Here is a 22,360-nt window from a genome sequence, read left to right as displayed (position 1 = left end):
ATGGGGCTTTTATTAGACTTTCGCTATGCGCTGCGCAATATCGTTAAATCACTGCGTTTTTCACTGTTAATGATCTTTATTATGGTAGGGAGTTTAACCATTTCATTGATAGGGTTTAACTTTATTCATACCATCGCGTTTTCGCACTCAAGTTTTCATCACAACAAAGAAGACATTCGCATCTTAAAGGTATGGAATTCGTTAACATCGCAACGAGAATTTACGTATTCGATGTTAGATGGCTTTAAACAGCTGGATGAGGTCAATTCACTTGAAAGCTGGATCACCATTAAGCGCAGCAGTTTATGGTTGAGTACGCAACATTATGGTAAGCATTTTCGAGCGTCTTATGTTGACCCGTCATTTTTTAAGTTTTTGGGACAAGAGCCGGTAATTGGGCGAGGCTTTACGAACGTCGATTACAGTAATAATGCGCCTGATGTGGTAGTGATTTCACATATCGTGTGGCAGCAACTATTTCAGGGCGATAGCGCTATTCTTGGTAAACAGTTAAACGTGGCAGGCAAGCCGCATACTATTGTTGGCGTAATGGAAAAGCGTAATCATTTTCCGATTTTTTCAAAGATTTGGCTGCCGCTAAAGCAGGCGAATATGAAGCCTGATGATGGTATCGATATTCTTTATAAGTTGCCAAATGCCGAATTCGAACGCACCTTCGAAACCCAAATCGCTCATTATTTTTACAACGCAATCAAAGATCAGGTAAGTGACAGTGATAAACAAACCGGGCAGGGTGTGCGTATTGAGTCACTTACCTTGGTTGAACTCAATACCGATGGTGAAGCCGTATTCGTATTTGGTTTGTTTGTGTTTGGTATTGTGATTGTGCTGTTTATTTCAGGGGTGAATATTGGCAACTTACTGTTTGCGAAAATTATGGAAAAGCAAAAGGAGTCTGCTATTCGCGCTGCAATCGGTGCAACACAAAAGCGTGTGATCCAGCAGCATGTTACAGAAGGTCTAATATATTGCATCGTTAGTTGGGTATTTGCCTTGATCTTTACGTCGTTAGGACTAGAAATACTGAATTTTTACATGAATGTAATGTTTGGCGGAAAAATGCCGTATTGGTGGTATTGGCATTTAAATGTGCAAACAGTTTTAGTCTCGCTGTTACTATTAGCCATTATTTTTACATTTGCTGTGTTACTGCCGGCATATAAATCGGCAAAGTTTAATATTAGCAATGTACTGCGCGATGGTACACGAGGCGCAACGGGTAAAGAAACCACACTGATGTCACGCCGCTTATTGTGTGTACAAGTATCATTGGTGAGTTTTTTGCTAATGATTGCAAGTACTGTTGGTTATGTGATGTATTCAATTGCAACGAATATTGATGGCGAACTCAGTAAAGGCGTTTACTCGGTTTATCTAGAGTTTGATAACAATGATGATCTAACCAACGACGAGCAATTAACACTAATAAATACGTTAGCGGTGGGGCTTTCAAAACAAGGCAATATTATTGACGCGGTAGTGTTTGATTCGCATATACACGCTGACGTACTGTACCCAAATGGTGATATCTATAATGAGAAGTTTATCAGTATTAGTGCAGAGTCACATTTGTTTGCCCGAGAGTTGTTAACTGGGCGAAATTTCAATAGCAATGACAACAGTGAATCAAAACCAGTAGTAATCATTAGTGAGTCACTTGCTAACGCTTTGTTTGGTAATCAAAATGTGATCGGGTCTCAGCTAATGCTGCAAGACGCAATGTGGCCAAGTGTTGAAATTATCGGCGTTGCAACAGATTTAATCAGCGGAGTATCAGGTGACTCGCGCCATGAGCTTTACTTTAGTTTACGCCAAACCCATTTTATGGATGACAGTGTAAACATTCGATTATTGACCAATAACACGGCTAATGAGGCGTTGGAGGACTTCTATCGCGTTAAGATGCAATTATCTCATGATTTAACCATGTATTACATGTTCGACCATTACGATAACCACACATCCATGATTAATTCATTTGCAGCAATTATTTATGTATTTTTGCTGGTAGGTGGTTTCGCTCTAACGCTATCGCTAATCGGTATTTATGCGATGGGTATTAGTAATATCAATAAATCCCGTTATGAGATAGGAATTCGCCGCGCGATTGGGGCTAAAGATAGTCAAATTATGCGGTTATTTATTAAAAAGAATATTACGCATATTTTGTACGGTATTGGTACGTCGTTGTTAGTGTTTGGCATTCTATGTTATCTTGCAGAAAGCTTTTTAAGAGGAAATGTGCCAATTAACATTATGTTAGAGGCGGGTGCATTGACTGTAGTTGTGGTACTTGCAGCGGTTTGTCTCGCACTATACGTACCAGTAAGGCACGTTATTAAACAGCAGCCTGCAACAAGTTTAAGAATGGATTAAGGTTTCTTGAAAACAATTTTAGTTGTCGACGACTCGCTTGATATTCAAGCGAGTCTCAAGTTCTTTTTAGAAGATGAAGGGTATCTTTGTCACGGTGTGCTTTCACCGGATACAGCGCTCGATTATGTTGCAAAAAACAGTGTCGATTTAGTGCTGCTTGATATGAATTTTAGCCAAAACACTACCAGTGGCGCAGAGGGTTTAACTGCAATTGAAGCGCTGAAAGAACTAGACCCGCTGTTACCTGTGATTGTGATGACGGGTTGGGCAACGCTTGATTTAGCCGTTAAAGCGTTAACCACGGGGGCTGCAGATTTTATCGAAAAACCGTGGCAAGATGAACGTTTAGCTCATGCAATTAAACTTCAGCTGAACGCACGTCGCGATAAGCAAGACTTAGCGCGATTAACCCAAGAAAAACAACGCTCAATTGCACACCAATCCGCATTACACGCATATAGTACACAAAAGCAGCAAGTTTTGAGTCAACTCGAAAACTTAGCAAAAAGCGATATGAATATACTGCTAACGGGTGAAAACGGCACCGGCAAAAGCTATTACGCGAAGTATATTCATCAGCATTCTAATCGCTCTAAAGCCGGTTTTATCGCTCTCAATATGGGGGCGCTGAGTGATGAGTTGTTTAACTCTGAAGTGTTTGGCCATAAAAAAGGAGCGTTTACTGGCGCAAGCCAAGATCGTTTAGGAGCGTTTACCTTAGCTGAAGATGGCACCTTGTTTTTAGATGAGATCGCTAATTTATCAGCACAATCACAAGCAAAGTTATTACATGTGCTTGAAGAGCGAAAATACACAGCCCTTGGTAGCAGCAAGGTGTTAGAGAATAAAGCGCGTATTATTTCTGCAACCAATGCGGATTTATCTGAAGCAATTGCAAACGAGTTGTTTCGCCAAGATTTATATTACCGTTTAAATACAGTTGAAATTGAAATCCCCCCGTTAAGATCGTGTAAAGACGATATTTTACCGCTAGCAAACCAGTTTTTAACATCATTTTGTAAGCAATACGATAAGCCTGCTTTGTCACTAGCACAGTGCGCTAAACAGGCACTGCTTAACTATGGTTTTCCGGGTAATGTTAGGGAGCTTAAACATATTATTGAGCGCGTTATATTTATGGCGAATGGACAGCAAATAACTGCTCAAGATTTAATGTTAAGTGCTACAACAAGCAATAATAAACCAGATGTACAACACACAGTTGATATGACGCTCAGTATCGATGAAGTCATTGAACAAGCGTTATTATCACGACTCGAACACTTTAATGGCAACGCATCAAAAGCGGCCAAAAGTTTAGGTATGTCGCGCAGTGCTTGGTATCGCAAAATGTCTAAGTATGATGCGGTTTAACGCATTTTCAGGGCGCTGGCTGACAAGCCTGCTGTTATTGATACTCGTCAATGGCTTACTGATCACTCATGATTACCCGTTAGCGCTTATTATATTGGTAAATCTCACTTCAGCGTTATGGTTTTTAATAGAGACCTATCGCGATGCGATAGCTAAACGCAATACCATTAATTTAATCGATACGTTATTGATTTCATTGCGCCAAGGTGAGTATGCAATTAGAGCAAACGAGGCACAAGATAGCGCGCTAAGCTCCACTGTTGAACACTTAAATGCCCTTGCAACTAAAATGCAAATAGACCAGCGGTTAGTAACCGAGCAACAAGATTTGCTAGCGCAGATAATCGAGAAGGTTGATTTTGCATTGCTGGTGTTCAACGAACACAGCTGTATATTCAGAAATCAATACGCGGCGCAAACATTCGATGCAAGTGATCAAAGTAATATGTGGACTTGGTACAAGGCGTTACTAGCAAATCAACAACAAGGAAAAGTGGCTTTAACAATTAATGGCAAACAGCATGCATTTTTAATCGAGCAATCGCACTGCCGTATCGGTGAACAAAATTACGTTTTGTTAGTTTTAAAGCAATTGGATTCTATTTTATATCAACAAGAAAAAGACGCGCTTAAAAAGTTTGTTCGTATTCTAAGTCACGAGATTAATAATACACTGGCGCCAATTGGCACAGTCGCGCGCAGCCTAAATAAACGGCTCGCAAATGACATTGACACGAATAGTTTTGCAACGGGTTTAACGCTAATTAATGAACGTGCGAATTACTTAAAATCGTTTATGGATAACTATGTGTCGCTGGCAAAATTACCAGCGGCTCACAAAAACATTGAAAGCTGTGATACGTTATGCGAGCAGTTAAAGGCAATTTACCCGGATGTCCAAATTCAATATGAGCAAAGCGTGTTTGGCTTTTTCGATATAAGTCAGATAAAGCAAGTACTCTGTCATTTAATTAATAATGCACGTGAAGCATCTAGTCCATCACCACATGTGTTTTTAAAGCTTAGCGCAAACGATACAGACATTATATTTGATGTAATCGATACTGGACCTGGCTTTTCTAATTTGGAAGACGCCGGCGCTGCGTTTTATACAACAAAAAGCGGGGGTAATGGTATTGGTTTAATGTTGTCACGCGTAATTATTGAAAATCATGGTTCGGTACTTAAACTTCAAAACCACACAGAGGGTGGTGCGTGGGTGCAATTTGCATTAGAACGGGTTGTTAACAATACCAATTCATTTAAGTAGCTGAGCATCTTAGCGCGCTAAATATCATGCGAACTGCATTAGAATTTATCAATGTTCAGCAACTACATAAGAAAACTTCCGCCTAGTTTGAATTTCAATTATCCAGCGCTCTCGCTGATCACATACTTAACAGAATTGATATAATTAGCGGTCAATTGATAAACCAAAGTGCCTGTTGGTTGCTAACAAGTATTATAAAAACAACATAATACAAACAAAAAAAGCGCCGATTGGCGCTTTTAAATCATCGACCTAACAATTAGCTGTTATCGTCTGCATATTTTTTACATGCTTCTTTATCTTCACATTCACCGTAAAGATAAAGCGAGTGGTTTGTTAGCTTGATGCCGTTGTCTTTAGCAATCTCTTCTTGACGCGTTTCAATCACGTCGTCTTCGAATTCAACTACTTTACCGCACTTTAAGCATACCAAGTGATCATGGTGTGTGCTGCCAGCTAGTTCAAATACTGATTTGCCGCCTTCAAAGTGGTGACGGGTAACAATACCGGCATCATCAAATTGGTTAAGAACACGGTAAACAGTGGCAAGACCAATTTCTTCGCCTTTATCTAATAAGATTTTATAAACATCTTCAGCGCTGATATGTTGATTATCTGGCGACTGTAAAATCTCCAAGATTTTGATTCGCGGCAGTGTTACTTTTAAACCTGCTTTTTTTAGCTCTAAATTGTGATCAGTCATCAACTTGGTCTCGTTTTTCTATTGTTTTGTCTATATTTGCACGACGTTTTAGTAAGGCTATACTAGATATAGCCTAATGTAAACGCAGGTTTAACTTTAATCTTCTAATTCTGCCAAGCACATTTCATCATACACTTGAGCACACCAATCTTTAATGCGCTTTTCTGTTAGTTCAGGCTGACGGTCTTCATCAATACCTAAACCAACAAAGTGGTTGTCATCAACTAATGCTTTTGACGCTTCAAATTCATAACCTTCAGTTGACCAATGGCCAACAACAATAGCGCCACGTTCAGTAACGATATCGTTAATCATGCCCATAGCGTCAAGGAAGTACTCGGCGTAATCTTCTTGGTCGCCGCAGCCAAAAATAGCAACTAGCTTACCGTCGAAGCTAATTTCTTCCAGTTCAGGGAAGAAATCATCCCAATCGCATTGCGCTTCGCCGTAATACCAAGTTGGGATACCAAATAAAATTAAATCAAATTCAGCAATGTCTTCTTTTGAGCTTTTAGCGATGTCATGAACATCCACCATTTTCTTACCTAGCTCTTTTTGAATTAGCTTGGCGACGTGCTCTGTGTTACCTGTATCACTACCAAAAAAAATGCCTACGCTTGCCATAGTTTATTACCTTTTTGTCGCTAATTTCTCTTGTAATATAATTTCTATTAATGCGCTTCGACTCACGTTCTGCTCTTCAGCCATATCATTTAATGCTTGATATAGCTCTGAAGACACCTTGAATTCGACGCGTTTTAAACCACGTGCTTTATCACGTTTAAGCTGATTACGCTTATTGATCTTAAGCTGTAATTCTCGTGGTAAGGGGTTGGTTTTTGGACGCCCCGGTCGCTTATCGTGTTCAAATAAGTCTCGGGTCGTTCTGTCAGATTCCGCTTTGGCCATTATCCAACTCCAGCACCTTGCCAAAATACCTGAATAAGCCCTTTCGCAATAAACCCAGAACAGCCTAAAAACAGCACTAACCAAACGACGTAACGCCCAAATTTAGGAACGTCACCTTTTTTTAAAACGTCTTGGATTGCCATACCGATTAAAAAGAATATTCCGGCTAAGCCGAAATAGAGTCCAAGTATATCAATACCATCTAATAATTTATCTAACATTATTATTCTGTATCTGCGCGAAAACGGCCGCAACTATAGCATAGTAAGCCGTTAAATACATTATCAAAGATCAAAAATAGTACCACTTTAAAAAGTGTGGTTTTTAAAGTTAACAAAATCACAAATAAGTAAATCTACTTGGGGAGGGTTTGGTTTGTATTTAAAGCATTTTAGTGTGCTTTGTAAATTTCGTGTACGTTAATAACGTCACGTATAAAAGCGTGAATTTAGTGAATGCAACGAATAGATAATTTAATAAATGTATAAAACATCGAGGGGATAAGAACCTAACTAATCGTTTGCATGTTAAACACAGCTAGGTTCTTGATAAAAACAAAACTATTTAATCTGCACTTAGAAACTGAGCTATTGCCAAATTCACTTGGCTTGGTTTTTCAGCATGCAACCAGTGACCTGCACCTGCGATGATCTTGGCTTTTGCATTTGGGAAAAGCGCTGCAATTTCACCGCGATGAGCTTCTAAAATGTAGTCTGAGTTAGCACCTTTTATAAATAAGGTTGGCTTTTTAAACGCATCACCTTGCGGCTTATCTAAAATATTATCGTACGATGCAATTAGTTGAGGCAAATTAAAGCGCCATGCAAAACCGCTATCTGTTTTTGCAAGGCTCTTTAATAAAAATTGCCTTACACCAGCCTCTTGAATGTACTCTGCCAATTGTTTATCGGCGTCGCTGCGGTTAGTGATTGCCTGTAAATCAACATTATTTAATCCATTAAATACTTGTTGATGACGAGGTGAATATTTAGTTGGCGCGATATCGAGTACAACCAATTTTTCGACACGGTTACTATTAGTTAACGCCATTTGCATTGCGACTTTACCACCCATAGAGTGACCAATCACAATTGCACGAGAAATAGTTAACTCATCTAATAGTTTTAAAACATCATCTGCCATCGCAGTGTATGTCATTTCGCTATTGTGAAATGACTGTCCGTGATTACGTAAATCAATGTTGATTACACAATTTTGCTCGCTCAGAGGTTTGGCGATTACATTTAGGTTTTCTTTTGAACCAAATAGTCCATGAATAATGACAATTGGGAGCGCGTCGGTTTTCTCACCTAGCTGAGTGTAATTTAATTGCATAGGGGTCGCTAAGCTAATGTAAAAGCTGCATTGTGCCGAGTGAAACTTGAAAAAGCAAACATAGAGAAATGAATTTAAACTGGGTATACTATGCGGGATTTTTGCTAAATTCGTCTAACAATTAGGATAACCATGAAAAAAATCGAAATCGACGACGAGTTATATCAGTATATAGCAAGTAATACGCAGAGTATTGGTGAAAGTGCATCGCAAATATTGCGCCGTTTGTTACAGCTGGATACGGAACTCCCAGAAAAGGCAGTAACAGAAACGCAAGAAGAGGCGCCTGAAGCCGCTCAACCAGAACAAAAAGAACATAAATGCGACAACGTATTTAATATTCTTAATAAAGAAGAGTTGGCAATGCAAAAAGGCGTGGTTGGCCGCTTTTTGTTTATTCTTTCTGCGCTGCACCGTACACATAAAGGCATTTTTAATCGTGTACTGGATATTAAAGGACGCGACCGTATTTATTTTGCAACCAATAAAGAAGATTTAATTGCATCGGGTAGCAGTACTAACCCAAAAAATATTATGGATAGTGGCTATTGGGTTATGACGAACTCAAACACGACACGTAAAAAAATGATGGTTCACGAAGTTGCCATATCATTAGGCTACAGTGAAGAAGAAGCCGAAAAGCTACGCGATTACTTATAAATATATTGAAGGTGAATCATGGCAAACCATGAAAAAGCAGGGCAGCGCGCCGTACAATCTGATTTAGTCAACATTCCTAAACTGATGTCAGCTTATTATTTGTATGAACCAGATATTGAGCAAAACCCAGAGCAAGCCGTTGCGTTTGGTACATCAGGGCACCGTGGGTGTTCGTTAGACACAAAATTCAACGAGTCTCATATATTGGCAATCACTCAAGCGATTTGTGATTACCGTAAACAAAACAATATATTTGGCCCACTGTTTTTAGGCAAAGATACGCATGCGTTATCAGAAGCTGCGTTTAACTCTGCTATTGAAGTATTAGTTGCGAACGAAGTGCAGGTTGTAACGCAAGAAAATGATGATTTCACACCGACACCTGTAATTAGTCATGCGATTGTCACGCACAATAAAACGCACAGTGCTGAACTTGCGGATGGTATCGTGATTACACCTTCACACAACCCGCCACAGGATGGTGGTTTTAAGTACAACCCGCCAAATGGTGGTCCTGCTGATACCGACATTACAAAGTGGATTGAGAATAGAGCAAACCAATTGTTAATTGAAGACTTGGTTGAAGTTGAGCTATTTCCATTTGTAAAAGCAAAGCGTTCGGGCTTTATTCAATACCAAGACTTAATGACACCGTATATTGACGATTTAGCTAATATTATTGATATGCAAGCGATCAGCAAAGCAGGCATTAAAATTGGCGTTGATCCACTCGGTGGTTCAGGTATTAATTTCTGGCCACTGATTGCTGAAAAATACAATCTTGATATTACTGTGGTTAACGAGCAAATCGACCCACAGTTTTCGTTTATGTCGTTAGATAAAGACGGCAAAATTCGTATGGATTGTTCATCACCACACGCAATGGCAAGCTTAATTGCCATGAAAGATAAGTTTGATATTGCGGTAGGTAACGACCCTGATTATGACCGTCATGGCATTGTCACGCCCGATGGTTTAATGAACCCGAACCATTATTTAGCTGTTGCGATTGATTACCTAATTAGTCATCGCCCAGATTGGCCGACCAACGCCAAAGTAGGTAAAACTTTGGTATCGAGTGGCATGATTGATAAAGTCGTCGCCAAGCATGGTCGTGAAGTATTTGAAGTGCCTGTTGGCTTTAAATGGTTCGTTGATGGTTTACTAGAATCAAGTTTACTGTTTGGCGGTGAAGAAAGTGCAGGAGCCGCATTTTTACGACGCGACGGTAGTGTGTGGGAAACCGATAAAGACGGCTTTATTTTAGCGTTACTAGCCGCTGAAATTTTAGCGGTTACGGGCAAAACACCAAGTCAGCATTATAAAGCACTCACTGATGAATTCGGCGCACCACTTTACAAGCGCTTAGATGCCCCTGCAAATACGGCGCAAAAAGCCAAACTGTCAAAACTATCGGCGGAAGATGTAAGTGCAAATACCTTAGCGGGTGATGAAATTACCGCAAAGCTAACTCACGCACCGGGCAACGGCGCGGCAATTGGTGGCTTAAAGGTAACAACGGCCAATGGCTGGTTTGCAGCCCGTCCTTCAGGTACCGAAGATATCTATAAAATTTATCTTGAATCGTTTGTCTCTGAGGCACATTTAAACGAGCTTGAAACTGAAGCCATCGCTTTAGTTAATTCAGTTATTTCATAACATTATTAGAAGTTTTAAAAGGCGGTTTACCGCCTTTTTTATTATGTAAAGAACAAAGATGAGTACTATGACAACAACAAATCTAGCAACTTCAGGCGATTTTTTATCAATTACCCGTAATCATGAATGGCATTTAGACCCTTTTGAGTTCACTTTAGATAACGGCACGCATGTCAGCGTTAAAGATACAGGCGTCATTGAGTTTACTCCTCCGCGCTATGGCAAAAAAGACATTGTGTTATCGTCAGCTGTGCATGGCAATGAAACAGCGCCAATCGAAATTTGCGATGAGCTAATCCAAAACATTATCAAGGGTAAATTAACCTTAGCGCATCGTGTGCTGTTTATTTTTGGTAACCCTGCATCTATTAATATTGCGAAGCGTTTTGTTGAAGAAAACCTCAATCGTTTGTTTTGTGGCGCACACAAAGCAGGTGAGCAGAATAATGAAAAAATACGTGCGGCAAAACTCGAAAACTACGTAAGTGATTTCTTTAATAAAGAGGCCGGTGAAGACAGAAAACGTATCCATTACGACTTACACACAGCCATTCGTGATTCTAAGAATGAAAAATTCGCGGTATACCCATTTTTACACGGTAAACCATGGAAAAAAGAAGAATTAAGCTTTTTATTAAGCTGTGGTGTAAATACTGTAATGATGATGAAGTCTGCTGCAACCACATTCAGCTATTTTTCTAGCAGTACCTTTGGTGCCGATGCGTTTACTATCGAACTAGGTAAAGTAAGGCCGTTTGGCGAAAACGATATGTCACGCTTTGAAAAGGCAAAGCAGAGCTTAACGCAGCTGATCTCTCAACATGAGATGCAATATCCCGCGTTTAACTTTGATGACTTTGAATTATTCGATGTATACCGCACCATTAATCGTACAGAGCAAAACTTTAGTTTTCCGTTTAGCGACAGCGCTGCAAACTTTACAGGCTTTGCCAAAGGAGCGCTATTGGCAACCGACGGCAATACCGAATATTTTGCCGATGTTGATGGCGAAGCAATTATTTTCCCTAACGCAAAGGTGGCACTTGGCCAACGCGCATTATTGACAGTTATCCCGCTACAAAATAAAACAGATTTTGTATAAATATCTTGCCACACCTTTTCGGATATTCAGCTAAAATTAGTTGAATATCCGTTTACGTTAACGTAAAGTCGAGCTAACTTTAATTTAATATCAGTCCAATTTATGGGTGATATGTACTAATCATACCAGTCATTTGCATAAATTAGTTGTTTAATGGTTATTGTTAGTTGAATTGATGCATTTATTTCAAATAACCTAGCTGTTATGCGTATCTCAACGTGTTGCTAATTATGTTGCTAAATTGGATATTTACTCATTTTTAAAGCGCTACATCATTAGAGGTAAGCTATGACGAACCCGCAAAATGTGTCGTTAAATGCGTCAACGGAACTCGAGTTTATCGATCCATCCGCATTAGACATACCTACTGTTAGTTTATTAGATGAAAATGGTCATTTAGTAAAAGGCGCAGTAGATCCAAACATTGATAAAGACACTGCACTAAAAATTTACAAAACCATGCGATTCATCCGTGCGTTAGATGAACGTATGCAAGCAGCCCAACGCCAAGGTCGCGTTTCGTTCTATATGCAATGTTTAGGTGAAGAAGGCGCAGTTACGGCCAGTGCCGCAGCGCTAAAAGACAGCGATATGATTATGGCGCAGTATCGCGAGCAAGCAGCATTGCGTTATCGCGGTTTTAGCTTAGAGCAGTTTATGAACCAAATGTTCTCTAATGAGAAAGATTTGGGTAAAGGTCGTCAAATGCCAATTCACTATGGTTCAAAAGAATTGCACTACATGACGATTTCATCCCCTCTTGGAACGCAAATTCCACAAGCAACAGGCTATGCATATTCACAAAAAATTCCACACATTAATGCGCAATCGGGCGAGCTTGATTCTGAAATTGATAACATCACGTTATGCTATTTTGGTGAAGGTGCTGCATCTGAAGGTGACTTTCACGCGGGCTTGAACATGGCTGCAGTGTTAAAAGCGCCGGTTATCTTTTTTGCGCGTAACAACGGTTATGCAATTTCGACACCGGCAGACGAGCAATTTGCCGGCGACGGTATTGCCAGCCGCGGTGTTGGTTATGGCATCAAAACAATACGTGTTGATGGTGCAGATGCGCTTGCAGTTTACGCTGCGACGCAAAAAGCACGTCAATACAGTGTAGAAACGGGTGAGCCAGTATTAATTGAATCGATTGCATATCGCTTAGGTGCGCACTCGACGTCGGATGACCCAACGGGCTATCGTTCAAAAGAAGAAGAAAGCACCAATACGAAATGCCCAATTCAACGCTTTAAAGGCTACTTATTAAGCAAAGGTTGGTTAGACGAAGCGCAAGATAACGCAGAAGATGAAAGCTTGCGAGAAGCAATTTTAGACGCTGTAAAAGTAGCTGAAAAAGTGGCTAAGCCACCGATTGAAGATTTAGTTACAGATGTGTACGACACACCAATTCCATTACTTGAAAAACAACTCGAAGCATTAAAAGAGCATGTAAAAGCGCATCCAGACGCTTACCCGACAACCGCAGGGAGAATCAAATAATGGCACAAATGAATATGTTACAAGCGATTAATTCTGCGCTTGATATTTCAATGTCGGAACATCCACTTGCCTGTATTTTTGGTGAAGATGTGGGTTACTTTGGTGGTGTATTCCGTGCTACCAGTGGCTTACAAGAAAAATACGGTAAACACCGTGTGTTTAACACGCCGCTTACAGAGCAAGGTATTTTAGGTTTCGCTAACGGTTTGGCGGCAGCAGGTGCACCTGCCATCGCAGAAATCCAATTTGCTGACTATATTTTTCCAGCGTTTGACCAAATCGTAAACGAGTCTGCTAAGTTCCGTTACCGCAGTGGTAATGAATTTAATGTGGGTAAGCTAACTATTCGTACACCATACGGTGGCGGTATCGCCGGTGGTTTATACCACTCTCAATCGCCAGAAGCGTATTTTGCTCATACACCTGGTTTAAAATTGGTTGTGCCACGCAACGCTTACCAAGCAAAAGGTTTGTTACGCGCATGTATTAAAGACGATAACCCAGTTATTTTCTTTGAGCCTAAGCGTTTATATCGCGCCTCTATCGGCGATGTGCCAGAAGATGATTTTATTATCCCAATTGGTAAAGCGGAAGTGGTTTCTGAAGGTTCAGACATCACGCTGCTTGCATGGGGCGCACAAATGGAAATCATTGAAAAAGCAGCTGAAATGGCGAAGCAAGATGGCATTAGCTGTGAAGTGATTGATTTACGCAGTATTCAACCTTGGGATGTTGAAACGGTTGCAAAGTCAGTAACTAAAACTGGTCGCTTAATCATCAGCCACGAAGCACCTATTACGTGCGGTTTTGGTGCCGAAATTGCTGCAACAATCCAGCAAGAGTGTTTCTTACATTTAGAGTCGCCAATTAGTCGCGTATGTGGTTTAGATACACCGTATCCGCTTGCACTGGAAAAAGAATACATTCCTGATGCATTAAAAGTGTTATCAGCAATTAAGCAGTCAGTGCAGTTTTAAGGAGTGGTTATGAGTCAAGATTTTATTTTACCAGACATTGGTGAAGGCATTGTTGAATGCGAAGTAGTCGAATGGCTTATTAGCGAAGGCGATACGGTAGCTGAAGATCAGCCTATTTGTGATGTAATGACCGATAAAGCATTGGTACAAATACCTGCAGTGCATAATGGTGTGATCACTAAGCTGTATTATCAAAAAGGTGAAATAGCAAAAGTGCATGCGCCGCTTTTTGCGATGGATGTTGATGGTGCAGCGGTTACGAGTGCACCTCAAGAAGTAGCGCCAGAAACCAGCACTGAGCAGCCAGTGGTAAGCGATGCGCCACAAGGCACCGCACTTGAAGATTTTATTTTACCGGATATCGGCGAAGGTATCGTCGAGTGTGAAATTGTTGATTGGTTAGTTGCTGAAGGCGATGAAATCAAAGAAGACCAAGCGGTTTGTGATGTAATGACAGATAAAGCGCTGGTACAAATTCCTGCTAAACACACGGGCCGAGTAACCAAGCTTTACCATCAAAAAGGTGAGATTGCCAAAGTACACGCTCCGCTTTTCCAAATGCAGGTTGCCAGTGCACAAGTTATCAATATTCAAGAAAAAGTGGTGAACGCTCAGCAAAATGCCTCAGCTAAACAGCTTGAAGCGACACCATCACAAGCTATTGCGAGCGGCAAAGCCGTTGCTAGCCCAGCAGTACGCCGTTTAGCGCGAGAGCATAACATTGATATTGCGAAGGTGGATGGCTCTGGTAAAAATGGCCGTGTTTATAAAGAAGATATTAAACGTTTCTTAAATGACGACAGTACAGCGTCTAAGCGCACTGACGACACATCAGCGCCAGTAGTAGCAACACAAACGCAAGCAACGCGCGTTGAGCCAATTCGTGGTATGCAAGCTGCGATGGCGAAACAAATGATGGAGTCGGTATCGACCATTCCACATTTCACATTGAGCGATGAGATTGATTTAACAGAACTTATTAGCTTGCGTAAAAGTCTTAAAGAACAGTATGCAAAGCAGGGCGTTAAGCTCACCATGATGCCGTTCTTTATTAAGGCATTGTCTCTAGCGTTAAAAGAGTTCCCTGTGATCAATTCGCAAGTTAATGCGGATTGCACAGAGCTTACATACTTTAATGATCACAACATAGGTATGGCGGTTGACTCAAAACTTGGCCTGTTAGTACCAAATATCAAATCATGCCAAGCTAAAAATATGGTGGACATTGCCAATGAAGTATCTCGCTTAACAGAGCAAGCGCGAGAAGGCCGTGTAACGCCTGCAGATTTAAAAGGCGGCACAATTTCAATTTCAAATATTGGTGCAATTGGTGGCACAACAGCAACACCAATTATCAATAAGCCAGAAGTTGCGATTGTGGCGCTCGGTAAACTACAACATTTACCGCGCTTTAATGAAAAAGGTGAGGTTGAATCACGTGCAATTATGCAAATATCGTGGTCAGGCGATCACCGCATTATTGATGGTGCAACGATGGCACGATTCAATAACTTGTGGAAACACTATTTGGAAACGCCAAGTGCCATGTTAATGGCAATGAGCTAATAGAAAAAAGGGGTCACATGACCCCTTTTTTAATTTACTAAAAAAAGAAGATTAAGTAGCCGATAGCTAAACTAGGTATGGAGGTATACAAGGTTGCTATGAGCGCCGCTTTTGGTGCAAGTGCAATCGCCGGGAAAAGGGCATCACCATCATTTGAAATGGCATTCGCCATAAGTGCCGAAAAGGGTACTAATCCTTGCATATAAAGTGAGGTGACAAGAATTTGTGGCCCGCACCCTGGTAGTAAACCAATTAAGCAGGCAATAAGCGGCAGTAACACGGCGTAGTTTTGAAAAAGAGCTGCTATATTCACATCAGACCACAGCACGAATAATTCATAGCCAATAAACGCAGCCACCACCCAACTGGTAATAAAGTGTGTATCTTGCAGTACCTTTGTCGTTAAATTTTCTTTACTGCAGTCGTCTTCAGCGGTGACATCTTGATAACTTTTACCAGGAGATGAGCACGCCCACAATAGCGCCACGATAAAACAACAGGCCGCAGCGATATAACCTAAGCCTTGGTTAATATTTTCACCAAAGTCATATTGAAATGCGACAAGCAGAGCGGCAAGTGTCATCGGTAACGCGACAATACGCCAAAATTGAAGGCTAATAAAACCAATAGGCTTAGGCAACCTTTGGCACTGTAATTGTTGATGTGATGGTGTATTTGGCGCAAGAAAATCAGCTGGGTGCAGCAAATTCACGAGCCAACCAAACAGTGTTGCAACTGTAAAACTAGTGGTTAACACCAACAGTGCTGTTTTTGGCTCTGCCGCGATAAGTAAGAATGCAGCATCGCCCATAGTGGCAATGAGCACTGCTACCAAGGAGCCAAAACTGGCTTGTTTTTTAGTGTATTGTGTTACTACTATTATTGCGCCGCCGCAGCCTGGTAGTGCACCGAGCAAAGCGGCAAACGGAATTTCAAGCTTTGGTGCAACCCGTGCAATATAACTCAACTCGAGTTTAGGAAATCGATTTACCAATAAGTAATAGCCATAAAGCGTTACTGCAACAAACATAGTTACTTGTAAAAATGCATCGGCGAGTGCGCCGAGCACCACAGCGCGGGTAGACTCATTAAAAATAAGGCAGAGCAATGCTATTGGTAAAAACAAGCGTTTATAAGCGAGAGATCTTTTAATTGTGTGTTTTGGTAGCGCGAATTGTGAGAGGGAAAACAACATATAGTGTACCTAATCGAATATTAGCTTCACTATAGTACTAACGGTAATGCGAATCAATCACATTACCGTTTAATTTAATCAATCGTAGTGATTATTTTTTTCGCTGGAACTCTGATTGACTGTACCACTTAGGCCAAGCCGTGCTGTCAGCAATATCTAAACCAACTTGATAAAACAGCTGTAAGTCCTCAACAGCACCTGAAAGGTCCCAGCCTTTACGGTATTGATCGCATGGTTGGTGATAGCATCCACGTAAAATCAGCCCCATACGTTTGCGATAACGGGCTGTTTCGTCGTCAATCGCTTCGGTGCCACCGCCTGAATACATCGCTGGAATGCCCATTTGTGCAAATGCAAAGTGATCAGAACGATAATAGCCACCAGCAGCAGGGTGCGGATCGCCTGATAGTGTACGACTTTGCTTTGCAGCAGCACGTGCTAAGTACTCATCCATTTCTGATTTACCAGCGCCAACTACGCTCATGTCTTTTACACGACCTAGCAGGTTCAAACTATCCATATTAATATTGGCAACAGATTTATTTGCGTCGATAACTGGGTTTGCTGCGTAATACTTGGCCCCCAACAAGCCTTGCTCTTCAGCTGTTACCGCTAAGAATGTGACTGAACGAGCAGGTTTCTTAGGTAGCATTGCAAATGCTTCTGCGATTTCAATCATACCCGCTGTACCGGTTGCGTTATCATGCGCACCGTTATAAATGTTGTCGCCTTTTTTACTTGGATCTTTGCCGAGGTGATCCCAATGCGCTGAGTATATAATGTGTTCGTCAGGTGTTTCAGCACCTGGCAATGTAGCAATAAAATTACGCGAAACTGACTTTTTAATTTCGCTTTTAACCGTTACAGACGCCGTTAGATCACCCATATCAATTGAGTAGCCACCTTTCGCGGCTTTTGCTTTCTCTTTAGCAAAATCAAGTCCGGCTTTCGTAAACAGTTCATTGGCAACATCAAGTGTGATCCAACCTTCAACTGCTACGCGATCCATATTCTTGTTTTCTTTTTGAAAACCAAATTGCGGGCCTGACCATGAGTTTTCAACCACCGACCATGGATACGATGCAGGGGCAGTTTCATGAACTATAATTGCGCCAGCAGCACCTTGGCGTGATGCTTCTTCGTATTTATACGTCCAACGGCCGTAATAGGTCATTGCATTACCGGTGAAGAGTGACTCGTCTTGCGTAGCAAAACCAGGGTCGTTAACCAGCATTACGACGGTTTTTCCTTTTACGTCTAATCCTTCGTAATCGTTCCAGTTATATTCAGGCGCGTTAATACCATACCCGACAAATACCAGCTCTGAATTTTCGATGGCTTCAAGCTCGCTCATGCGACTCGTACCCATTACCATATCTTTTTTGTATTGATATGTTTTGCCATCAATGGTTAGCGACATATCAGGTGATGCTTCGATTGATACAAGTGGTACCTCTTGATAAAAGCTACCTTTGTTGCCACCTACAAAGCCTAATGCTTTAAAATGTTTTTCTAAATAGGCAAGAGTGAGCTCTTCACCTTTAGTGGATGGCGCACGACCTTCAAACTCATCTGATGCAATTGTTTTTATATGTTGTCCGAGTTGTTCGGCATTAATGCTGTTATAAGCAGCATCGAGCGCGTGTTGATCATTGGTAGTTGCACAGCCACTTAACAATAAAGAGACGGCAATACCGATTGGCGTAAGTTTTTTCATAATTCAACCTGTGTCACAAATTTAGGCGATTATAAAAACTAGTTTAGTGTTGTGCTAGTAAATGCGTTAAAGTACGCGTTTTAGTTTTTACTTTTTAAATCACCAGAATGAAATTTGAAGCCCCAGCACATTGGACGACTGATTTTTTACATCATGGGATCTTTGACGATTTAAACGCCTTATTTAATTTAACGCAATTTTCCAACTGGCCAACACTTGATTGGCTAAACTCCTTAGCTATAAACATAACAAACCGAAATAACCAGCAAATTTCATTTGTTGCCAATGACGATGTTGACTGGCAACACGGTTATTACGAAGAAATCATTTTTGATAAGGGAGAGATCCCAACGCGTTTGGAGAACTGGCACGATTTGTTTGGTGCCTTTATTTGGTTACTCTTTCCAAAGACAAAGGCATTGCTTAATCAATTACATATTGAGCAAATAAATAAACATGGTAAAACCGAGCGCTCAAAAAAGCGCAATGCTATCACATTATTGGATGAATGCGGCGTGTTAGTCGTATGTGACCAAGCACAGGCAGATTTATTGAAAAATCACTTATGGGTCGAAGGTTTTTATAATCAGCGTGAACAGTGGCACAGTACGATTTATCCGTTTATGTTTGGCCATGCAAATTACGAAATGGCAACACGCCCTTACCTTGGATTAACCGGAAAAGCCCTGTATATCACCGTTGAACATCAATTAATGCCAAAATGCCTGAAAGATAGGTATGCTTGGCTAGACAGTTATCTTGAAAATCTTATTGAAAACGAAGACATTCTTTGCGATAACAGCAGTTTGTTTCCATTACCGTTACTTGGCGTACCAAATTGGTACGAGCAAAACAAAGAAAAAGCATTTTACGAAAATACCGATTATTTTCGTCCTAAACGAAGGAAGTTGAAATGATAGAAGTGTCGGCGCTGAAAAAGCGTTTTAAGCTTACTAAAGATCACAAAGTAAAAAACCAAGAAAAAAAGGATCCTAGAGAAGACAAAGATTACTTTCACTCAGTTCGTGATGTGTCGTTTACCTGTAACAAGGGTGAAGTACTGGGTTTATTAGGACCAAATGGAGCCGGTAAAACTACGACATTACGCATGCTTTCAACTGCATTGGGCCCTGATGCTGGAAAAATTGAAATTAACGGCATAGATGTTGTTAAAAAGCCACTTGAAGCACGTAAAAAGATTGGCTTTTTATCAGGTTCTACCGGACTTTACGGGCGTTTAACGGCGAAGGAAAACATCGAGTATTTTGCACGGCTTCATGGCATGAATAAGCAAGCGGTAAAAACGCGTTGTGAAGAGTTATTTGAAATGCTTGATATGCATAGCTTTTTAGATAAGCGAGCGGAGCATTTATCAACCGGCATGAAGCAAAAAACCAATATTGCCCGTGCAGTAGTGCATAACCCCGAAGTGATTGTGCTTGATGAGCCAACAACGGGCCTTGATATTATGACAACGCAAACTGTTATTAGCTTTATTCAAAGTATTAAAGCGCAGGGCACACCGGTTATCTTCTCAACTCACCATTTAGATGAAGTTGAGCTTTTATGTGAACGCGTAAGTGTTATTGATAAAGGCATTACCTGTTTTGATGGTACGATTGATGAATTTAAAGCACGTGGCCAAAGCGATGTATTAAACAATGCGTTTTTAACGATTTTGAAGGAGCAACAAAGTGTTTGAGGTATTTTTAAAAGAGTTAAAAGAACTGCTGCGCGATAGAAAAACCCTTATTTTTGTCGTTGCCTTACCGGTTGCAATTTTTCCGGTGATTTTTGCGCTGATGGGCTTTCTAATGAGTAAAGCAGCCTTAGAGGCTGAGCAAAAGGTTCATAATTACGCAATTATAAACGCTGAGTACGCACCTGAATTTAAAGACAAATTGTTTTTTCATAAAAACTTTAAGCTAGTAGAAGGTGACTTCAAAACCGTTGAAGAATTAAAACAAGCGGTGAAAGACGAAGTAATTGATGTCGGTATTGTTATTCCTTCAGATGCGCGCGACGCGTTGGAAAATGGTAGCAGTAATGAATGGCAAATTGTATTTAACGATGCGTCATCACTGAGTTTTATTTTTACCCGCATTAAAGAAATGGCGGAAGAGTTTTCGCAAACATTACAAAGTGAGCAATTTAACAAGCTCGGTATTGCGAAAGAGCATCAAGAATCACTATTGAACCCTGTTGTATTAGAAAAAGTAGATACCGCCGATTTACGTGAAAACTTAGGTGAAAAACTCGGCGCGTTAATTCCATATTTATTGATCCCGTTAGTGCTTGCTGGTGCAAGTTATCCAGCCATTGATTTAGGCGCGGGTGAAAAAGAACGCGGTACATTAGAAACTCTACTGCTTACACCAATTCCACGTACCGAACTGGTATTGGGCAAGTTCTTTACAGTACTTTTTACCTCACTTGCCACGGCATTAATAACCGTTGCCAGTATGGGAGTCTGGATGAAGTTGGCAAGTAGCTTCTTTGACGTTGAAAAAATAACTGATGCATTTTCAATGCTAGGTTTTATGGACTTTGCCTTGATCTTATTACTGCTAATTCCACTTGCGTGCGTATTTTCATCACTCGTGCTTGCGATTTCAATCTATGCACGTTCGTTTAAAGAAGCGCAAAACTATATGGGACCATTATCAATGCTGGCGTTTTTACCGCTGATTGTTGCCATGATGCCAAATATGGAACTCAGCATGAGTACAGCTATGGTGCCAATTACCAATGTTGCATTAGCAATTAAAGAAATTATTAAAGGCACAGTAGATTATAGCTATGTTGGTATGATTTTTATTGCTACTGCTGTTTTAGCTGGTGTATTAATGGCTGCATGCGTACATTGGTTTAAAAAAGAAGAAGTGTTATTTAGATAACAATTGGTTAGATAACAATTGGTTAGATAACAATTTTAAAAAATGGAATTGTAAAACGCCCAACACAGGTTGGGCGTTTTTGTTTAGAGCAAGTCTGTGCGTTTAACTAGCTCGACACGGCGGTTAGATAAACGCCCGTTTTCTGATGCATTGCTTTCTTTAGGTGAAAACTCACCGACACCAATTGCAACTAAACGCGATTTCTCAATACCTAAATCACTTAACTTAGTTTGAATAGCCAAGGCGCGCTTTTTCGATAATGTTTGATTGTACTGAGCATTACCACTGTCATCCGTATGACCGACTAAATAGAAGTTTTGATTAGGCACAGATTTTAGGTAAGTTGCCAGCTTTTCGATGCTTTTACCCGAAGATTCGGTTAACTCATCACTGTCAAACTTAAATTGAATATTGGGGATTTGATACTTTCCTTGTTTGTCGATAAGCGAATCGATATACGCCTTGTCGACAGATACCGTTGAATCATTATTGCGTTTTTCCACAACCTGCACATTTAGATTGCGCGCTTTATCGTAACCCGTTGCATAAATGGTGACATAAAGGTCGTCTTTAATGGCAAAAGAGCGAAACTCTTGTGTCTCATCAAATCCAAATGGAGCAGAAATACCTAAGGCGTTAGCCATACTCGCGATACTGCCACATGCCGATGCAGAACATTGACTTAATAGTGTAAAACCACTTTTTTCAAGCGCTGCTTGATATTGCTCTACAACATCCACTTCGCTCAACGCAAGTGGAATACTATAGCTAGTTGAGCTCAGTGAACCTTTGACATCTTTACCTTGATAGCCAGTTTGTTCAAACCCAACCAATACGGTTTTTTTAACGTACTTTTTGTAATCTTGATGGGTTATCGAAGACCCTTCAATATTCGACATAAATTGCGCTAGTTGATTGGTTTTAGCATTTAAAGCGAATGATGCAGAAATTGCTATTGTGGCACAAATAGCAAGGGGGTTGATTTTCATAACACGTCCTATGTTGTTCTGAATTTATAAAGTTACTAAATTACAAAGCGTTGCAAAATGTAAAATAATATGTTCCCATAAAAAAGATTTAAGTAAAACCTCTAATT

The 22,360-nt window shown here is 40.6% G+C and carries 20 protein-coding genes; 12 read left to right on the top strand and 8 right to left on the bottom strand.

Going from position 1 to position 22,360, the window contains the following annotated elements; all coding sequences use genetic code 11:
• Genes ACHSBP_RS12185 through ACHSBP_RS12175 form a run of 3 tightly spaced genes read left to right on the top strand, consistent with a single transcriptional unit; the run spans position 1 to position 5,041 of the window.
• On the top strand, positions 1 to 2,397 hold the full coding sequence (locus ACHSBP_RS12185) for an ABC transporter permease (RefSeq protein WP_395388965.1): 2,397 nt from the start codon (positions 1 to 3) through the stop codon (positions 2,395 to 2,397).
• A gap of 6 nt (positions 2,398 to 2,403) precedes the next feature.
• The gene (locus ACHSBP_RS12180; RefSeq protein WP_395388964.1) at positions 2,404 to 3,771 is read left to right on the top strand and encodes a sigma-54-dependent transcriptional regulator; all 1,368 of its coding nucleotides are present in this window, start codon (positions 2,404 to 2,406) and stop codon (positions 3,769 to 3,771) included.
• Positions 3,758 to 5,041, top strand: coding sequence for a sensor histidine kinase (locus tag ACHSBP_RS12175; RefSeq protein ID WP_395388963.1), 1,284 nt, complete (start codon positions 3,758 to 3,760; stop codon positions 5,039 to 5,041). Before ACHSBP_RS12180 ends, ACHSBP_RS12175 begins: the two co-directional genes overlap by 14 nt.
• Positions 5,042 to 5,300: 259 nt before the next feature.
• On the opposite strand, the gene fur is transcribed toward ACHSBP_RS12175, so the two are convergent.
• The 5 genes from fur to ACHSBP_RS12150 all read right to left on the bottom strand — a co-directional run bounded on the left by fur (position 5,301) and on the right by ACHSBP_RS12150 (position 7,988).
• Complete coding sequence (fur, locus tag ACHSBP_RS12170; RefSeq protein WP_010560166.1) at positions 5,301 to 5,744, bottom strand: ferric iron uptake transcriptional regulator; 444 nt, start codon at positions 5,742 to 5,744, stop codon at positions 5,301 to 5,303.
• A gap of 96 nt (positions 5,745 to 5,840) precedes the next feature.
• Positions 5,841 to 6,368, bottom strand: coding sequence for a flavodoxin FldA (fldA, locus tag ACHSBP_RS12165; protein ID WP_010560165.1), 528 nt, complete (start codon positions 6,366 to 6,368; stop codon positions 5,841 to 5,843).
• Positions 6,369 to 6,374: 6 nt separating this feature from the next.
• Entirely contained in the window at positions 6,375 to 6,653 is a 279-nt protein-coding gene (gene ybfE, locus ACHSBP_RS12160; RefSeq protein ID WP_010560164.1) for a LexA regulated protein, read from the bottom strand.
• On the bottom strand, positions 6,653 to 6,874 hold the full coding sequence (locus ACHSBP_RS12155) for a DUF2788 domain-containing protein (protein ID WP_010560163.1): 222 nt from the start codon (positions 6,872 to 6,874) through the stop codon (positions 6,653 to 6,655). Before ACHSBP_RS12155 ends, ybfE begins: the two co-directional genes overlap by 1 nt.
• Before the next feature lie 343 nt (positions 6,875 to 7,217).
• A complete protein-coding gene (locus ACHSBP_RS12150) occupies positions 7,218 to 7,988 on the bottom strand; it encodes an alpha/beta fold hydrolase (RefSeq protein WP_395388962.1) in 771 nt (256 codons plus the stop codon).
• A gap of 132 nt (positions 7,989 to 8,120) precedes the next feature.
• On the opposite strand from ACHSBP_RS12150, the gene seqA reads away from it, so the two are divergent.
• The 6 genes from seqA (at position 8,121) to ACHSBP_RS12120 (ending at position 15,455) form a co-directional block, all read left to right on the top strand.
• Positions 8,121 to 8,648, top strand: coding sequence for a replication initiation negative regulator SeqA (seqA, locus tag ACHSBP_RS12145; protein ID WP_010560161.1), 528 nt, complete (start codon positions 8,121 to 8,123; stop codon positions 8,646 to 8,648).
• Positions 8,649 to 8,666: 18 nt separating this feature from the next.
• On the top strand, positions 8,667 to 10,307 hold the full coding sequence (pgm, locus tag ACHSBP_RS12140) for a phosphoglucomutase (alpha-D-glucose-1,6-bisphosphate-dependent) (RefSeq protein ID WP_395388961.1): 1,641 nt from the start codon (positions 8,667 to 8,669) through the stop codon (positions 10,305 to 10,307).
• Positions 10,308 to 10,365: 58 nt separating this feature from the next.
• The gene (gene astE / locus ACHSBP_RS12135; RefSeq protein ID WP_395388960.1) at positions 10,366 to 11,409 is read left to right on the top strand and encodes a succinylglutamate desuccinylase; all 1,044 of its coding nucleotides are present in this window, start codon (positions 10,366 to 10,368) and stop codon (positions 11,407 to 11,409) included.
• A 288-nt stretch (positions 11,410 to 11,697) separates the two neighbouring features.
• Positions 11,698 to 12,912, top strand: coding sequence for a thiamine pyrophosphate-dependent dehydrogenase E1 component subunit alpha (locus ACHSBP_RS12130; protein WP_010560158.1), 1,215 nt, complete (start codon positions 11,698 to 11,700; stop codon positions 12,910 to 12,912).
• The gene (locus ACHSBP_RS12125; RefSeq protein WP_010560157.1) at positions 12,912 to 13,889 is read left to right on the top strand and encodes a transketolase C-terminal domain-containing protein; all 978 of its coding nucleotides are present in this window, start codon (positions 12,912 to 12,914) and stop codon (positions 13,887 to 13,889) included. The genes ACHSBP_RS12130 and ACHSBP_RS12125 overlap by 1 nt, the downstream gene beginning before the upstream one ends.
• Before the next feature lie 9 nt (positions 13,890 to 13,898).
• Complete coding sequence (locus ACHSBP_RS12120; RefSeq protein WP_010560156.1) at positions 13,899 to 15,455, top strand: dihydrolipoyllysine-residue acetyltransferase; 1,557 nt, start codon at positions 13,899 to 13,901, stop codon at positions 15,453 to 15,455.
• 37 nt (positions 15,456 to 15,492) lie between these two features.
• On the opposite strand, the gene ACHSBP_RS12115 is transcribed toward ACHSBP_RS12120, so the two are convergent.
• Together ACHSBP_RS12115 and ACHSBP_RS12110 are read right to left on the bottom strand one after the other, a co-directional pair.
• On the bottom strand, positions 15,493 to 16,650 hold the full coding sequence (locus ACHSBP_RS12115; protein WP_395388958.1) for a putative manganese transporter: 1,158 nt from the start codon (positions 16,648 to 16,650) through the stop codon (positions 15,493 to 15,495).
• Positions 16,651 to 16,741: 91 nt separating this feature from the next.
• On the bottom strand, positions 16,742 to 18,367 hold the full coding sequence (locus ACHSBP_RS12110; protein WP_395388957.1) for a M20/M25/M40 family metallo-hydrolase: 1,626 nt from the start codon (positions 18,365 to 18,367) through the stop codon (positions 16,742 to 16,744).
• 107 nt (positions 18,368 to 18,474) lie between these two features.
• Here ACHSBP_RS12110 and ACHSBP_RS12105 point away from each other — a divergent pair, with 107 nt between their 5' ends.
• From ACHSBP_RS12105 to ACHSBP_RS12095, 3 genes are read left to right on the top strand one after another with little or no spacing between them, the layout of a single operon-like run.
• Complete coding sequence (locus ACHSBP_RS12105) at positions 18,475 to 19,284, top strand: DUF3025 domain-containing protein (protein ID WP_010560153.1); 810 nt, start codon at positions 18,475 to 18,477, stop codon at positions 19,282 to 19,284.
• Positions 19,281 to 20,069, top strand: coding sequence for an ABC transporter ATP-binding protein (locus ACHSBP_RS12100; protein ID WP_010560152.1), 789 nt, complete (start codon positions 19,281 to 19,283; stop codon positions 20,067 to 20,069). The genes ACHSBP_RS12105 and ACHSBP_RS12100 overlap by 4 nt, the downstream gene beginning before the upstream one ends.
• Positions 20,062 to 21,264: an ABC transporter permease gene (locus tag ACHSBP_RS12095; protein ID WP_010560151.1), complete on the top strand. Its 1,203-nt coding sequence runs from the start codon at positions 20,062 to 20,064 to the stop codon at positions 21,262 to 21,264. Before ACHSBP_RS12100 ends, ACHSBP_RS12095 begins: the two co-directional genes overlap by 8 nt.
• 83 nt (positions 21,265 to 21,347) lie before the next feature.
• On the opposite strand, the gene ACHSBP_RS12090 is transcribed toward ACHSBP_RS12095, so the two are convergent.
• Positions 21,348 to 22,253 (bottom strand): OmpA family protein, encoded by a 906-nt coding sequence (locus ACHSBP_RS12090; protein WP_010560150.1) that lies wholly within the window; start codon positions 22,251 to 22,253, stop codon positions 21,348 to 21,350.
• Positions 22,254 to 22,360 lie beyond the last annotated feature (107 nt).

Origin of the sequence: Pseudoalteromonas sp. XMcav1-K (assembly GCF_044005875.1) — a bacterium.
GTDB lineage: Bacteria > Pseudomonadota > Gammaproteobacteria > Enterobacterales > Alteromonadaceae > Pseudoalteromonas > Pseudoalteromonas spongiae.
The sequence above is the reverse complement of the archived record's forward strand: the minus strand, read 5'-3'. Positions and strand labels throughout refer to the sequence as shown.